The following is a 15,931-nucleotide window of genomic DNA, read 5'->3' on the forward strand; positions in this document are numbered from 1 at the left end:
GCTGAATGTAAGTCAGTCCTTTAGGAGCGTAGCGGGTTTTTAATCCGCGTAGTGATAAGGATTCAACCCTGTTGAATCCCATAAACATAATATGATAGGAGCTAAAAAATGGAAGAATTTCTAAATAAATTTATCAAAAATCCTTGACAAGGATTGAAAAAAATTATATAATTATGTTATCAAAGGTTAAAAACCTCTGAAATAAGAAGGAAGGAGATACAGATGAGAAAATTAGATTTGATTATCGGCCTAATCAATTTAATAACTGCTCTGATATTGTTAATCAAACAAATAACCTAGCAGAAGGAGGGGAAACCCTCCTTTAAATTCATATCTGTATCTCTGTGAAAATTATATCAAAAAATAACAAAACCTATAAAAACGACTTGACAATTCAGCATTAGCTGAATGTAAGTCAGTCCTTTAGGAGCGTAGCGGGTTTTTAATCCGCGTAGTGATCAGGATTCAACCCTGTTGAATCCCATAAACATAATAGGAAAGGAGCTAAAAAATGGAATGGGTCATCATCATTTTACTCATAGCCAATTCGATACTGCTTATAGCGGATTGGCTAAGAGACAAAAACAAGAAGCACTAAGCAAAAAAGCGGATTTTTAATCCGCGTAGTGATAAGGATTGGTAAGAATCACATAAACCTATAAAGACCGACTTGACAATTCAGCATTAGCTGAATGTAAGTCAGTCCTTTAGGAGTAGCTTAGGGTTTCACTCTAAGCTACGATAAGAACTTGCCTTTAGCAAGTTCCATAAACATAATAAAAACAAGGAGCTAAAAATGAATCAAACACAAAAAGCCGTATATAAAACAAACGCGGACAAAATCGCTAGAGAGTATGGCAATGCTATAGAGATGTGCAAAGCTATAGGCATCCCTTATGGGACATACAACTCACTTATTAGAAGTAAAAGAAAAAAAAGAATCTTCCAAAAACAAGAGGTAAAAAACGCCTTTTATAAACTCATAGATGATGGGTATATCGAATATATAGGAGAAAGCAAATGAAAACTTTAAGCTATAGCATACAAGCTATCGATGGGCTTAAGAATATCGTCAAAATGCAAACTGAAACTATTAATACATTAAGTGAAAATATCGGGCTATTAAGAGAAGAACTCACCAATCTTCAAAAACGAACTTGTGATTTGAATGCTCGTTTAGTTGAAATAGAAGATTGGACAGATGAGAGGCGTTTAGTGGAGGATAACTGCTTATCCTCCATAGCCTCGCAGACCGATCGCTTTATGTGAGCATAAGCGAACATAGCGATACTGGCATAGGGATTCCAGAAATGTAGATAAGGATTTGAGAATCCCAATACCTCTAAAAAGGACTTGATGATGTGGCAAAGCCACAGAATGTCTGAACTTTAGGAGCGTAGCAGGGCTTTGCCTTGCGTAGTGATAAGGATTGGCAAGAATCACATAAACCTATAAAGACCGACTTGACAATTCAGCATTAGCTGAATCTAAGTCAGTCCTTTAGGAGTAGCTTAGAGTGAAACCCTAAGCTACGATAAGAACTTGCCTTTAGCAAGTTCCATAAACATAATAAAAACAAGGAGCTAAAAATGAATCTAAGCTATGAAAGACAAATGGCTATAGCTATCTCTCAGTCCATTATTCAAAAATATGGAGTGGTTTTGAGTGTTAAAAACCTTGCAGAGATTTTGGGCATTGGAATGCAAAGCTTACAAAATAAACTCTGCAATCAAGACAAAGATATGCCCAAATACACACAGCTAAAGGGTAAAAAAGTATTTATGGCAAATGATATTGCTGAATGGATGATCAGCAATGATCTCAAATTTCCAAAATAAATAGGAGCTAAAAATGGCAAAAAATAACAGAATATTCGCACTTTATGAACTTGATAAAAAAATCTGCACGATGATAGTAGATATTCAAAAAATAAGCGATAGCTTTGGCTATGAACATGCAAATTTATGGAGTGGCAAGGGTGAATTTGATGAAATACAAGAGCTTCAACAAGAATTTGATGTGCTAAGGCACAAAGGCAAAATCCTCATTAGTGAATTATTTGATTTCAAATATCAACTCAATAAATATCAAGCCAATAGAGAAAAAACTCATTTTAACGAGATAAATAGATTTTTTGGCAAATCAGAAGAAGAGATAAAAGAAGAGGAAAAAAACCAATGAAATACGAAGAGTTTATCGCTAAGAAAAAGCCAAAAGTTGGCTATAGCGGGTTTGATATAAATCAAGAGTGGCTCAATCCTAATTTATTTCCCTATCAAGTAGAGATCGTAAAAAGGGCTTGTAAAAAAGGTAGGTACGCATTATTTGTAGATACAGGACTGGGAAAATCAATCATGCAAATGAATTTTGCCTATGCGGTTGTGGAATATACAAATAAGCCTGTGCTGATATTAGCCCCTCTAGCAGTGGTGTTTCAAATGCAAAAAGAAGCTTTGAAATTTGGATTTAAGCTCAATAGGATTACAGAGGATACTAAAATAGAAAAAGGGATTTATATTACAAACTATGAGCAATTAGAGAAGATAAAAACGCAGGAGTTTATAGGCGTGGTGCTAGATGAAAGCTCTATATTAAAATCATTCACAGGTCGCACTAAGAATGCTTTGATAGAGAAATTTGCACAAACTCCTTATAAACTCGCTTGTTCTGCGACTCCTAGTCCTAATGACTTTATGGAGCTTGGCAATCATAGCGAATTTTTGAATATTTTATCAAGACTTGAAATGCTATCTAGGTTTTTTATCAATGATACATTTGATACAGGAGAATGGAGACTTAAAAAACACGCTCAAGATAGCTTTTGGTCATGGGTGAGTGAATGGGCAGAATGCGTGAATAGCCCTTCTGATTTGGGCTATGATGGATCTAGCCATATTTTGCCCCCACTATATGAAAGCATCTATTGTGTGCAGTTTGATGATGTGAAATATATGCAAGAAGGAGTGCTTTTTAGCTTTAACGAACAAAATGCCACCACTCTAGCAAAAAACAAAAAAGCATCTTTGGAAAAAAGAATAGACAAGCTGATGGATATTCTTATGCAAAATGTCTATCCTCATCTAGTGTGGGTGGATACCAATATAGAAAGTGATGAGGTCTTTAAAACCATCAAAACAAAACGACCTCATCTAAAAATAGCACAAATCAAAGGAAGCGATAGCCCTGAATCTAAGGCTAAAGTCCTCAATGATTTTGCAGAAAATAGAATCGATGTACTTATCACTAAATCTTCTATCGCTGGGATGGGTATGAACTTTCAGAACGCTTGTAATATGAGCTTTTTGGGACTTAATTATAGCTATGAAAAATATTATCAGGCTGTGCGTAGGATGTATCGGTTTGGTCAAAAACAAGCTGTGAATGTGAATATCATCTTAGCAGATAATGAAATTCCAATATGGGAAAACCTGCAAACAAAAAAATCACAACATCAGGAAATGAAAAAGATGATGACAAAATCTATCTGTGAGAATAAAACCTTATCTAAAAGCGAAGTTTATGTGCCAAAAACACTTCCCTTGCCATCATTCCTAAGGAGTGAAAATGCGATTTAAAGAAAAATATCTCACTTTAAAAGATGAGGTGATAAGGGGCAAAAAGGCAGATTATAACAAAAGATGGTTTTTTGAATTTGGCGGTAAGATTTATCAAAGACTTTCTTTTGAAGAGGCATATAAAAGAGGGTTTCAATATCCTTGTATAGATATAGTGGCAAAGAATGGGTGATTATATCAATAATTGCTAAGTTTCTTTTTTTCAAATCATTTGCCAAAAGAAAAAAGGGTTTATCCTCCCCTAACCCCTCCTTAGCCCCAAAAAAGAAAAAGTCTTCGCCTTTTCTTTTTTGGCAAACAAGGAGGGGGAGTTCGCCTTTTTCTTGTAACCCTACAAAAAACGGGATTTTGCACTTCTGCAAAACCTAATCCGTTTTTTATAGGACTAAGAGGCGAACGAAGAGTTACCTACCCCATAAACATATAGCAATTATTGATAAAAAACAATGTAAGGAAAAATAAAATGAGTATCAAAAATGATGATAGTATGTACTACTACGATGATAAAAAACAAATTGCTATTTATAATAGCGATTGCGTGGAGTTGGCAAAAACCTTGCCTGATAATAGTATTGACTTTAGTATCTATTCCCCGCCATTTAGCGATCTATTTGTCTATAGCGATAGTCATTGGGATATGGGGAATTGTAGCAGTGATGAAGAGTTTTTCAGTCAATATAGATACCTCATCAAAGAGATGTATCGTGTGATGAAGCCTCATCGATTGATCGCAGTGCATTGTTGTGATCTACAACTCATTAAAAGCAAAGATGGAATAATAGGGTTTAAGGACTTTCCAGGTCGCATCATAGCAGAGCATATCAAAGCAGGGTTTATTTACCACTCAAGAGTTACGATCTACAAAGACCCTGTTATAGAAATGCAGAGAACCAAAGCAAATGGACTGCTATATAAACAAGTATGCAAAGATAGCACAAAAAGTAGGCAAGGAAGATGTGATTATCTAGTCATACTCAAAAAATATTCTAATGAAACAAACCTAGAGCCTGTCAGCAGAGAGGCATTTTATGATTATATTGGATCTAGTGTTATCGCCCCTTATAATACTAGGAACAAAGAGGAGTATGAGAAATTTTATAGCATCAATGTATGGCAAAGATATGCTTCGCCCGTGTGGTTTGATATAGATCAAGGGAAAGTGCTAAATAGTGCTATTGCCAAAGATGATAAAGATGAGAGGCATATGTGTCCTCTGCAGCTTGATGTAATACAAAGGGCGATTGAATTATGGAGTAATCCTAATGAAATAGTCTATAGCCCTTTTATGGGTATAGGAAGTGAGGGCGTGGGTGCTATTAATATGGATAGAGGGTTTATAGGAAGTGAGCTAAAAAAGAGTTATTTCCAAATCGCTAAGAAAAATATCAAAGATACTATCGATTTGCAAAATCATCTATTTCATGATGAAGACTATCCAGAACCCAAATAAAGAAGGGTTTATTAAAGGATAGATATGGAGTTAGGTATCTTTTGTGATGTATATGAAGAATATATGAACAAAAATACCTATTTAGGTGCGGTGATTCCACTTGCAGGAATAAATGCTCCTATAAGATTAAAAGAGTATATCAAACCTTATATTTTGAGATTTTTTGAAGTAAATAAGATAGCAGAGGGTTTTTTTGTCATAGCTATCAAATATGAGAAAAAAGCCTTTATGTTAGAGTGCCTTCTAAAAGATGGAATCATAGCTAAAATGGAGATATTTTGAAAACAAAATACAGCATAGGAGTAGATACATTTAGATTTGTCATTTCTAAAGACTCCCTAGAAGTGTTTTTGAGAAAAAAAGATCTTTATGCAAAAATACGCAAAAGCACACGAAATATCCAAATCCACGAGTATGTAAGCCAAAAATTCAAATCCCAAAAGACACATCACCCCAAGCATCCTTTTGATGTAAAGTATATCAACCTCAAGCGAGGAAACAAAAGCCTCTCTAATACGATTTTGCTCATTTCTAATTCTATTACTTGCCATCAATACTCTAAAGCCAATAAGAAAGGCTATGAGCATTATGTAGAAGTAGTATTTGCAGGACTTCATCAACCTAGCAAAAATATAGATTCTTATGTATTTAAGGCACTAAAGGCATTTTTGAAGCGATTTAAGACGCATTCTTTGGATTTGGCATCTGATTTTGATTATAAGGGGCATCTGAGAGATTTACTCAAACAAACAGGGGCTTTGAATGCTTATATGGCAATAGGTGCAAGAAGTAGAAATGAGGGGGACTCTATCTACATCAATGAGACCATCAGAAAACACGGGCTAAGAAAAATACTGCTATATGACAAATACAAAAAGCAAAAATTCTATCACAAAGAAAACATACAACCTGATTTTATACATTGGAAACGATGTGAGATTGTATTAGAGATAAAAGAGAGGTTTTTTAGGTGGATAGAATATGATGGGCTAGATGGGGGGATTGCTCTGCTTAATGATATGGCTTTGAAAATGGGGGTTAGAGGGATAATCGGGCTTGATGTGAGTATTCTAAGCAAACAGATAATGAAGCTAAAAGACCTAAGAAGATCAATAGATTTCAAAGCACTAGCACTGCAACCTAAAAATGCAGATAGGCTAAAAAGTGCTAAAATTGCCTAGATTTTTTATAAAAAGGCTAGGAATGGACAAAGAAAATTTAATCAAAAAAACCGCCAAAGAACTCGGTATGACTTATAAAGAGCTAGGGATAGCGATAGGCTATAGTCAAGAGACCATATCAAAAAGTGCTAGTAGTGAAAAAATCTCTCTGCCACTTCAAAAAGCCTTAGAGATGTTAATCACGATCAAGGATTTAGAGCTTAAGATTGAATCATCCAATCAAGGTTTGCAAAACGATAAGACTAGGGCTTATGATGAAATGGTTGAGGCTTTGAAGAAGTTTGTAAAATTTACATAATTTTAGAAAATTATTGTATAAAATACTTGAAAAAAGTAGTAATGCTATAATTATTCCATAACTTGTAAATAATACAGGTTATGGAAGGAGCAAAGATGAAAACCCTGCAGGTTATTTTAATCATCTTACAAATAATCGCTACCACAATAGCGATTTATAAGGGGGTTGGGTTTTAACCCAGCCTTTATTATATCACAAGGAGTTATAAAATGGACTTAATTAGTGCAATAGGTGGATTATGTGGGGCAATAGCATTGCTTTTGACTTTTTTTAGAATCAATACCCTAGAGAAACGCATCGATAAAATCGAAAATGACAAAAAGGGTTTAAAATGAGCAACGAACAAAATCTCATCAAAAAAACCGCCAAAGAACTTAGAATGACTTACAAAGAGCTTGGCGAAGCGATAGGGTATAGCGGTGATAGTCTAAATAATATGGCTTCAAAGGACAATTCAACCATTAGCAACCAGATTAAAAAAGCGATTGAGTTATATCTTGAGAATCTAGATCTTAAGAAGAGACTAGAAGATTATAGTATTCTAAAAAATGCCCTAAAAAATATTGTAAAAGAGGATTTTTAAATCATTTTAAATTATAAAATATGGGCTTTTTTATAAAAAATAATTATAAAATACTTGACAAACATAATTAATTATTATATAATTATCGCATAAAAACAATTTGAAGTTGTTTTTAAATCCAAAGAAAGGAGATACGATGAAAGTCTTAAAGATTCTCTTGATTATCAGCCAGATTATCTTTTACCTTGCAAGTAGCTACAAGCTACTCACAGGGTAACCCCGAGAGGGGGGAGGCTTTAGCATCGTATTAGACTGATTATAGCATACAAGGAGCAAACAATGGAAACTTTAGTTTTAGGCATTGCGGTGAGTTTATTGACCCTATATGTGTTTTTGCTTGAGAGGAGGCTAAATAAACGCATCGATAAAATCGAAAATGACAAAAAGGACAAGGAATGAGTAATGAACAAAATCTTATCAAAAAAACTGCCAAAGAACTTGGAATGACTTACAAAGAGCTAGGGATAGCGATAGGCTATAGTGAGGCAGGGCTTAAAACAGCTATGACAAACGATAAAATAAGCCCACAAATGGAGAGAGCAATAGAGCTTTATTTAGAGACTTTGGAGCTTAAAAAAGAGCTTCAAAAAACTAAAGATTTCAAAAATATTCTCAGAGAGTTTATTTCAGAGAATTAAGTCTGTTTAAACGACTTATTTTTATAAAAAAATATTCAAAAACGATTAAAATAATTGACAATTGTATTTAAAAAAGATATAATTATATTATAAAAGTTGTTAGAAGCGACTTTTAAATCCAAAGAAGGAGACATCAAATGCTAAAGTTCCTCAAAATTTTAGTTTTGATTGTTCAGTTAGCTTACTGGATAATTAAAATCAAATCCCTCTTTTAGCGGGATTGCCCCATAGTGGGCGAACTAAAATAACTTTAGATTTTGATGTCAAGATATTATAACACAAGGAGATAAAATGGAGACTTTAATATTAGCATTAGCAGTTGGATTATTGACTTTGTATGTGTTTTTGCTTGAGAGAAAGCTAAATAAACGCATCGACAAGCTTGAAAATGACAAAAAGGATTTAAAATGAGCAAACAAGAAAATTCAATCAAAAAAACTGCCAAAGAGACTAATAAGGCTTACTAAAGCATACTAAGGCACTAAAAGACGAATCTAACGCATCTAAATAGCACTGTAGCTACCTTTGTGATGATAGGAAGGAAGCATAAGGCAGAGGCTTAAAACTCGAGGGGATTTTAAAAAGACTCGAGAATTTTTAAGGATGGGTTTAAAAAAATAGCGGGGGGGTAGCAGATACCCCAAGCAGATACCCCAAGCGGGGTGATTGTGGTATTTGAGTTGCTTATTATTCAGCCTTTTATCATTCCAAACGAAGATAAAAAATCACGGCCTCTATGTTTGAGTTGTTTATTATTCAAAAGAGATGAACAAGTTTTTTAAAGGGGACAGATTGGGGATAGGATAAAGTATAAACACCTAAAATAGGTATCTATAGAAACTATAAATCGAATCCCGCCGAGGACACCACTAGATTTTCTGCAATTTTCTTAAAATACCATCTAAAATTATTTTAATATATTTATCATCATTTTATCCCATAAATATGGACTTAGTAAGGTATAATCACTGATGATTTTAAGGCAATGATTTTTTATAATTATGTAATCTTGATTTTGAAGTATTTGGTTTGAATCTAAAGCCCACCAATTGATGGGCTTTATTTAATTAGAATCTCTTATTATGTTTGATTTCTTTAATATCTTTTTCATAGGAATTTATTGTTTGATAGATAATTTTATTGTCTATTTTATCAAATAATTTTGCCCAGAGTAGATTTAATGCCTTTCTTGTTGAATCCGCTGAATTATCCTTTAGATCAGGTCTTGCCGCATTTCCAAATAAGAAAGTCCCAGCATTTGCCTCTTGCGAAATACTAAATGGCACTTTAATATTAAATTTTGCTAGATTTATATTCAAAGAATCCATCACTTGACCTGAGAGTGGCTCTAAGAATCTAATTTTCACATTTCCAGAAATACCATAGTTTCCACTGATGGTTTTTGAAGTTGAATCAAAAGGATTATCACTTCTTTTTGCTTGACTTAACATTTCATCAACATTTATATCACCCTTGATAAGGACAGCCATATAACCTTCTTTTCTTTCGTTAAAAGGAATATCATTATACTCAACTCCATCAACATCTATAATTTGATAGCCTTGTTGTTGAAACATTTTCTCTATTGTCGTTCTAAAATTAGCTTTAAATTGCTTTTTGTATCTATCAAATTCAGTAGCCTGAGAATTCAATATTCTTCCATTGCTTGATAATTTGAGTTCTATTTCACTGTCAAGCAAAAGAATTTTTTTGTTTGACTTTGGTCCTGCAGGATTTTTTGACTCAAAAGTAAAATTCAAAGGATTTTTTTGTGCGACCTGCACCTCACCAACACATCCTACTAGCAACAACACAAAACCCAACACAATTCCAAAACTCAAAAAGTTTCTCTTATTCATCCATTTCTCCTTATTTTTACCATATCATATACGAAACAGAAACATAAAATCCATTTCCATTTCCACCACCAAGATCAACTCCCCCTACTCCTAGAGCTTGATATAAACTACTTCCAGCACTTGGATCAGAGACTTTTTTCAGTGTGCTATCAGTAAGACTTACATGAGAATATCCAACTTTAATCACAGCATTTTTATAAAATATTCCACCCACATACATTCTAAAATGTCTCATTGTTGAGCCAAAATCATATCCAACTCCTCCGATAAGACCATATTTTTTATTAAAACTATATTTAACATCAAATGCAACTGGCACTACCACGCCAAAACCTACAGGAACAAAAGTAGTTTTATCTTGGTAACCACAAGAAGAATAACTATAAGAATAACAACTATAATCAATTCCTGAATATCCAAGCAAAAAATATTGTGCCCCAATACCTATTTTAGCCCCTATGCCAAATCTTTCAGTAAAATTATAAGTAGGACCTGCAGCTACATAAAATTGTGCACCCATAGAATAGCTATCTTTATCTCTAGTTCCATAAACTGAAGATGATGTTCCTTCGTTGGAATCAGAAATCTTGAAAAACTCCATATCAAGAGCTGCATCCAAATACCAGCTCCACCCACGAGCATTGCTCTGAATTTGGGTATCTTCAGAAACAATACCTTGATCTGTCCCATCACTATCAACAGATTCTGCATTTACAAAAAAACCACCGACCAAACAACTGATAAAAAAAGTTAAAAATACTTTCTTCAACTAAAACTCCTTTCTATTAATTAAAAGCAATAAAAAGATATTAATTTTCATACCTATTCTTATACTATTAGATAATAAAATTTCTGTCTTTATTGCTTTTGAGATATGGATTATATTCTGATGGGGGGGGGGGTATGTCAATAAAAAATAAGTTTTTTAGATGATATTTTTTATAATTATTAAAATTTTAACTTTAAAATAAATTGGTTTATGGTCTATTATTTATCAATATAACCGAGAGTATAAGACTTTATTTTTATAAAATTTTGAATATTTTTTTATGTAAAAAAATGTAACATTTTATAAAAATAATTATATAACTATTCTATTTAGTAATTATTTCTAATGCTTGATTTATAAATATTTTCTACAGCCTCACAAGCTTCGCTCCAAAGCCCCCCATTTCAATAGGGGCATCACAAAAAGAAATAACTTTTGGGTGCGAAGAAAGAAATTCTTTTACACTAAAAGAAAGTTTGCCTGTACCTATTCCATGATAGATAAGGACTTCATCAAATCCAGCTATAAGAGCATCAGAGAGAAATTTATCTAGCTTTTCTATAGCTTCTTCACTTCTTAGACCATGCAAATCCAAACTCACATTCACGCTATTTTTTGTATTTTTATCAATACTAAAATCGATTTTCTGTTTTTTGGTTTTTGAAACTGATCTTGGTTTATGAGGAAGTTGATTATTAGAAATTGCCTTAGAAATATGTTTAAGCTTGTCAGGACTTATTTTAAGCTTTATCCCACTATCTAGCTCTACAAGCAAGAATTCATTATTTTTACCTGTTTTTCCTAGAACGATACCATCTTGCACCCCATATCTGATATGATCTCCAGGACGAAATTCTTTTTTGTTTTTAAATTGTTCTGATGGCAAGGTCTGCCTGATAGCTTGAATAATTTTATTTGCATTATTCATAGATCGGTGCATTTCACTGCTTTCTTTAGCTTTGATAGCTGATTTGATTTCATTTAATGCTTGATTATAAATATTATCAAGCTCGAACTTTTGTTTTGCATATTGCCTTTTTAGTGTCTCTATTATCTCTTGTTGTTCTTGTTTTTTCTTATCGTATTCTTCTATTTTCATATCCAATATGGAAGTTTTTTTACTAAGCTCAATCTCTAATGTAGCAGATTTTTCTATGAGTTCATTAAGTTTTTCCTTGTCTTCGCCATAGATTTTTTTTGCCTCTATGATAAGATTAGTAGGAATTCCATATCTTTTTGCAGTTTCAAAAGCATAGCTCTTACCAATGCTACCATGTAAAAATCCATATGTAGGAACCTGAGCATTTTCATCAAAAATAGCAGCACACATCTGAATTCTACTATCACTGGCCATCAATGCAGCAAGTCTCTTGTGATGTGTGGTGATGATAATCTTAGCGTTCTTATCTAGTAAATGCTCTAACAAAACCTTATAAAGGCTAGAAGCCTCATCAGCATCTGTCCCTAACTCAATCTCATCTACTCCAATAATTAAATCTTGGGTATTTAGTATCTGAGAAAAATGGAGCATTCGACCTGCAAAAGTAGAAATATCATTTTTACTATTTTGTGGATCAGCGATGATGGCAAATATATTTTTGAAATTAGGAATCCTAGAAGCATAAGCATTGATTTTCATCGGCAATAAATGCTTGGCCAAAAAAACGCTACTCAATATTGATTTTAAAAGCATTGTCTTTCCCCCAGCATTCACTCCTGTAACCATCAACAACTGATTTTTAAATTCAATATCAATAGGCTTAGGATGACTTAGAGCTGGATGAGAAAAACCTTTTAGAATAATAGTTTTATCCGTAGTTTTATGGGTAACGAACTCAAGGTTATAGGCTTTAGCAAAATTAATTCTAGCTTGAAGGTGATCAAATTTATCAAACTCCCTATCAATAAAACTCAAAAACAAAATATGTTTTCTCAAGATCGCAGAGAGTTCTTTGCAAATATTATAGAGACATATTTGAAGTTTTTCCTCAAATTCAGAGATTTTTTGATGGATGTTATGAATCTCACTAGGAAGAAGATAAAAAAATCCGCTCTGAGAACGCGAAATGATAATTCCCTTAATAGCAGAATTAAAACCTGATTTTAATAACAATGTCTCATTTCCATTGATGTAATGGATTTGTCTATCCACAAGATAAGGAACAAGTTTGTTTGATTGGAGGATTTCACCCAAAATCTTTGAAATCTGAGTTTTTTGTCTTGAAATAGAGAGAATAAGACTATCTAATTCATCATAAATACCACTTTTTATTTGTGCTTCACAATCAAATACTTCCATCAAATATTTTATTTCTTGGGGAATATTAATATTTTGCAAATATTTATAAATAAACATGTCTTCAGTGATGCTGCTGAGGGATTTGAGATAACTAAAATACCTTATTATTTTAATAAATTCAAATATCTCTTCGAGTTTAAGAGTTCCAAATTTTTTTAGATGCAAAATGGAAATATCTAGTTTTTTTGTCTTTGGAGGAGGTGAGAATACAATATTTTCTAGATCTTTAATAAAGCTCACCAAACTAGATTTATCCCCCTGCAAGTGAATAGGCTTAATGCGTGAAAAAAAACTTGTAAAAGATCTGATAAAATCCTCGAGATCTAGTTTTTTAACTATCTCTTCATATTGATAACTCTCCTTCTCCTGCATTAATCCCTCTGAAGTTCCTCTTCAAGAGTCCTAGAGTTAGATTCTTCATCGCCATTATCTTGAGGAACAATCCTACACTTATCCAAAGAAATGATAATATTATTCATTGGACCATTTTTCTTACCAATAAAACTCAATGTCCCTGTAACGAGATTAAAATTTTCTTTATTTACAATCACATCATCACAATCAAGCGATCCTCCTCTTAAAAAAGTTGCTTGAAGTATCATGTCATTTTTGTCTGATCGACTTTGAAAATAACTATAGATCATTATAAATATACCTAATATGACTAACCCTGCAATACAGATTATCTTCTGTTTGCGAGTGAATACACCAAAATCTCTAAGCACAAAATACAAAATTAACAATGCGAGAAACAATACTAAAAAAATTCCAAATAATGCTGACATTATTTTATCCCCCTTAATTGATAGGTAATATCACCCGCTCCAAAACCTACAACAATACCATCTTTGATAGTTTTAATAACCCCATCACCGGCAAAAACCTCAACATCAGTACCTTTTTTCTTGATTTTATCTGCAAAAATAGGCTTGTAGTGTCCAAAGAGTTTATTCATATCAAGTTCAATATGCTCCTCTCCTGCTTTCCATATCGGCAATATAATCAATTCATCACAATACGCACTAAAACACTCCTGAAAACCTTTGAGATTATCAAGCAATCTTGAGTATTTATGCGGTTGCCAAATTACCGTGATTTTATCTCTTCCTTTTAAGGTAGCATAGGTTTTAACAGAATTCAATGTAGCTACAATCTCTGTAGGATGGTGAGCATAATCATCAATGAGTATCAAATCACCCTTTTGGATAATATCAAAACGTTTTTTGATACCTTTGAAATTTTTGAGATTGTTCCTAATAGTCTGTATATCCATCTCATCAAGTGCAGCCAAAATAGCCAAAGAAGCATTACAAGCAGTATGTTCTCCAAATCCCCAAACCTCAAACTCTCCTAAATCCAAAAGTTCAAAATGAGTGTAAGGCTCATCATTTTTTAGCACATAAGTGATGTTTTTAATATCCTTAGAAGGGGAGAGTTTTTTTGCCTCCATATCCAAAGTCCGAAGAAATGGATCTTCAATGTTGATACAACATCGACTTGCAGAATTTAAAAATTCTCTATAAGCATTGTAAAAAGTTTCCAAATCGTGGTTATAGCTTTCCATATGTTCTGGCTCAGCATTAGTAACAATTGCACAATAAGGATTTGAATTTAAAAAACTCCTATCAGATTCATCGGCTTCAAAAACAATACTCTCACTCTGTATTTCTCTAACATTTGAACCATATTCTTTGGTATCTGCTCCGATAATAGCACCAAAATCTCTAAATATTGCACTTAACATAGCACTAGTAGTGCTTTTTCCATGAGCTCCGCATATGCTAAAAACTCGCTTATTGCATAAGATAAACTCTAAAGCCTCTTTCCTAGAAAGCACTGGGATATTTTTATTTTTTGCCTCAATAATTTCAGGATTTTCTTCCTTGATAATAGCTGAATGAATCACAATATCTTGATCGGTAATAGCGATTTTGTTATGAGGAATTGTCACAGGAACATCAATAGATCGAAGATAAGATATAGCACTTCCTTCTGCAATATCAGATCCACTAATTTTTGCCCCTTGTGCTTTGAGATATTTTGCAAGTCCTGAAATTCCAATTCCCCCAATGCCAATAAAGTGAATCTTTAATTTAGAAATATCTTTTTTAAGCATCAAAACCCTTTTTCAAATAATCACAAAGAAAACCTTTTAAAATCTTCAAACAATCTCTAGTAATTTCTTCTTCATAAACAAGAGCAATTCGCACATATTCTTTACCTACCCCTTTTCTACCTAAAAACGAACCTGGAAGCACCAAAAGACCTTCTTTCTCATAAAGTTTTTTTGTAAAATCAACATCATCTCTCACTTCAAGCCACATATAAAATGTATAAGGCTCTATAGGTACATTTGGAAATATTTCCTGTGCGATTTGAAAATTCTTAGCATATTTTTGGCGAATTTTTTCACTTACTTGTATATCTTCCCACGCCACTGCAGAAGCTCTCTGAATAGGATTTGGAATAGCACATCCTATGTAAGTTCTATATTTTTGATATTCTCTAAGAATATTTTTATCTCCAGCGATAAAACCACTCCTAAGACCAGGCGCAGAACTTCTTTTGGAAATAGAATTTAAGGATAAGACATTTTTAAAATCTTTATTCCCCAGCATATAAGAAGCTTCTAAAATTCCCGCTGGGGGAGAGGATTTATAAATATCGCTATAACATTCATCATTGAGCAATACAAAATCATATTCCAAAGCCCATTGCACCCAATTTTTAAGCTCATCTAAACTCAAAGTAGCTCCTGTTGGGTTATTTGGAGAATTTAAGATCACTAAATCAACCTCTTTTTTATCCTCATCACTGAGAAAAGGTTTAAAATGATTAGATTTGCATAAATCCATATAGATTATCTTTGCTCTAGCTGCAATACCTGCTCCTTCATATATCTGATAAAATGGGTTAGGATGGGCAATAACAGGATTAAGCTTATCAAAAAGCAAAAATTGTGGTAAATTAAATAACACTTCACGCGTACCAAAAGTAGGTATGATTTCTGAAGACTCCAAAGAAACTTTAAAACGATTTTTTACAAAATCCATCTGGGCTTTTTTAAGATAATCTTCTCCTGCACTTTTAGGATAAAATCGAAGTTCAGAGGTATAATTCTTTAGCTCCTCTTGAATAAAGCTAGGAGTTTGAAATTGGGGTTCGCCTATTGTGAGTAACATTTGTTTTTTTTTCGGCACTATGGGAGCTATTAAATCTCTCAATCTTTCAAATGGATAAGGCTGAAAATTCACTTTTTTCTCCTTGAACTCTAGTGAT

Annotated in this window: 20 protein-coding genes; 14 read left to right on the forward strand and 6 right to left on the reverse strand. The window is 33.2% G+C overall.

What is annotated here, in order from left to right; translation table 11 throughout:
• Positions 1-474: 474 nt before the first annotated feature.
• The 14 genes from Q5I06_RS03375 (at position 475) to Q5I06_RS03440 (ending at position 7,725) form a co-directional block, all read left to right on the forward strand.
• Positions 475-618 carry a hypothetical protein gene (locus tag Q5I06_RS03375; RefSeq protein ID WP_305520911.1) on the forward strand — a complete coding sequence of 48 codons (144 nt, stop codon included), beginning with the start codon at positions 475-477 and terminating at the stop codon, positions 616-618.
• Between the two features lie 178 nt (positions 619-796).
• Complete coding sequence (locus Q5I06_RS03380) at positions 797-1,024, forward strand: hypothetical protein (protein ID WP_305516627.1); 228 nt, start codon at positions 797-799, stop codon at positions 1,022-1,024.
• On the forward strand, positions 1,021-1,269 hold the full coding sequence (locus tag Q5I06_RS03385; protein WP_305516628.1) for a hypothetical protein: 249 nt from the start codon (positions 1,021-1,023) through the stop codon (positions 1,267-1,269). The genes Q5I06_RS03380 and Q5I06_RS03385 overlap by 4 nt, the downstream gene beginning before the upstream one ends.
• Before the next feature lie 320 nt (positions 1,270-1,589).
• A complete protein-coding gene (locus Q5I06_RS03390; protein ID WP_305516629.1) occupies positions 1,590-1,838 on the forward strand; it encodes a hypothetical protein in 249 nt (82 codons plus the stop codon).
• Between the two features lie 13 nt (positions 1,839-1,851).
• Positions 1,852-2,181 carry a hypothetical protein gene (locus Q5I06_RS03395; RefSeq protein WP_305516630.1) on the forward strand — a complete coding sequence of 110 codons (330 nt, stop codon included), beginning with the start codon at positions 1,852-1,854 and terminating at the stop codon, positions 2,179-2,181.
• The gene (locus tag Q5I06_RS03400; RefSeq protein ID WP_305516631.1) at positions 2,178-3,575 is read left to right on the forward strand and encodes a helicase-related protein; all 1,398 of its coding nucleotides are present in this window, start codon (positions 2,178-2,180) and stop codon (positions 3,573-3,575) included. The genes Q5I06_RS03395 and Q5I06_RS03400 overlap by 4 nt, the downstream gene beginning before the upstream one ends.
• Entirely contained in the window at positions 3,565-3,747 is a 183-nt protein-coding gene (locus Q5I06_RS03405; protein WP_305516632.1) for a hypothetical protein, read from the forward strand. Before Q5I06_RS03400 ends, Q5I06_RS03405 begins: the two co-directional genes overlap by 11 nt.
• A 291-nt stretch (positions 3,748-4,038) precedes the next feature.
• Entirely contained in the window at positions 4,039-5,025 is a 987-nt protein-coding gene (locus Q5I06_RS03410; protein ID WP_305516633.1) for a DNA-methyltransferase, read from the forward strand.
• A gap of 24 nt (positions 5,026-5,049) precedes the next feature.
• Complete coding sequence (locus Q5I06_RS03415) at positions 5,050-5,307, forward strand: hypothetical protein (protein WP_305516634.1); 258 nt, start codon at positions 5,050-5,052, stop codon at positions 5,305-5,307.
• Positions 5,304-6,206 carry a hypothetical protein gene (locus tag Q5I06_RS03420; protein WP_305516635.1) on the forward strand — a complete coding sequence of 301 codons (903 nt, stop codon included), beginning with the start codon at positions 5,304-5,306 and terminating at the stop codon, positions 6,204-6,206. Before Q5I06_RS03415 ends, Q5I06_RS03420 begins: the two co-directional genes overlap by 4 nt.
• Positions 6,207-6,228: 22 nt before the next feature.
• Positions 6,229-6,504 (forward strand): hypothetical protein, encoded by a 276-nt coding sequence (locus Q5I06_RS03425; RefSeq protein ID WP_305516636.1) that lies wholly within the window; start codon positions 6,229-6,231, stop codon positions 6,502-6,504.
• A 209-nt stretch (positions 6,505-6,713) separates the two neighbouring features.
• Positions 6,714-6,839 carry a hypothetical protein gene (locus tag Q5I06_RS03430; protein ID WP_305516637.1) on the forward strand — a complete coding sequence of 42 codons (126 nt, stop codon included), beginning with the start codon at positions 6,714-6,716 and terminating at the stop codon, positions 6,837-6,839.
• Complete coding sequence (locus Q5I06_RS03435) at positions 6,836-7,087, forward strand: transcriptional regulator (RefSeq protein ID WP_305516638.1); 252 nt, start codon at positions 6,836-6,838, stop codon at positions 7,085-7,087. Before Q5I06_RS03430 ends, Q5I06_RS03435 begins: the two co-directional genes overlap by 4 nt.
• A 395-nt stretch (positions 7,088-7,482) precedes the next feature.
• Positions 7,483-7,725: a transcriptional regulator gene (locus Q5I06_RS03440; RefSeq protein ID WP_305516639.1), complete on the forward strand. Its 243-nt coding sequence runs from the start codon at positions 7,483-7,485 to the stop codon at positions 7,723-7,725.
• Between the two features lie 1,067 nt (positions 7,726-8,792).
• Here the strand turns inward: Q5I06_RS03440 and Q5I06_RS03445 are convergent.
• From Q5I06_RS03445 to Q5I06_RS03470, 6 genes are all read right to left on the reverse strand, one after another.
• Positions 8,793-9,584, reverse strand: coding sequence for an HpaA family protein (locus Q5I06_RS03445; protein ID WP_305516640.1), 792 nt, complete (start codon positions 9,582-9,584; stop codon positions 8,793-8,795).
• A 16-nt stretch (positions 9,585-9,600) separates the two neighbouring features.
• A complete protein-coding gene (locus Q5I06_RS03450) occupies positions 9,601-10,353 on the reverse strand; it encodes a hypothetical protein (RefSeq protein ID WP_305516641.1) in 753 nt (250 codons plus the stop codon).
• 367 nt (positions 10,354-10,720) lie between these two features.
• Positions 10,721-13,024 (reverse strand): endonuclease MutS2, encoded by a 2,304-nt coding sequence (locus tag Q5I06_RS03455; protein ID WP_305516642.1) that lies wholly within the window; start codon positions 13,022-13,024, stop codon positions 10,721-10,723.
• The gene (locus Q5I06_RS03460; protein ID WP_305516643.1) at positions 13,024-13,437 is read right to left on the reverse strand and encodes a hypothetical protein; all 414 of its coding nucleotides are present in this window, start codon (positions 13,435-13,437) and stop codon (positions 13,024-13,026) included. Before Q5I06_RS03460 ends, Q5I06_RS03455 begins: the two co-directional genes overlap by 1 nt.
• Positions 13,437-14,768, reverse strand: a complete 1,332-nt coding sequence (murC, locus tag Q5I06_RS03465) for a UDP-N-acetylmuramate--L-alanine ligase (RefSeq protein ID WP_305516644.1) — start codon at positions 14,766-14,768, stop codon at positions 13,437-13,439. Before murC ends, Q5I06_RS03460 begins: the two co-directional genes overlap by 1 nt.
• Positions 14,761-15,906, reverse strand: a complete 1,146-nt coding sequence (locus Q5I06_RS03470; protein WP_305516645.1) for a succinyldiaminopimelate transaminase — start codon at positions 15,904-15,906, stop codon at positions 14,761-14,763. Before Q5I06_RS03470 ends, murC begins: the two co-directional genes overlap by 8 nt.
• Positions 15,907-15,931: the final 25 nt, after the last annotated feature.

Source organism: Helicobacter cappadocius, assembly GCF_030688855.1.
Lineage (GTDB): Bacteria > Campylobacterota > Campylobacteria > Campylobacterales > Helicobacteraceae > Helicobacter_J > Helicobacter_J cappadocius.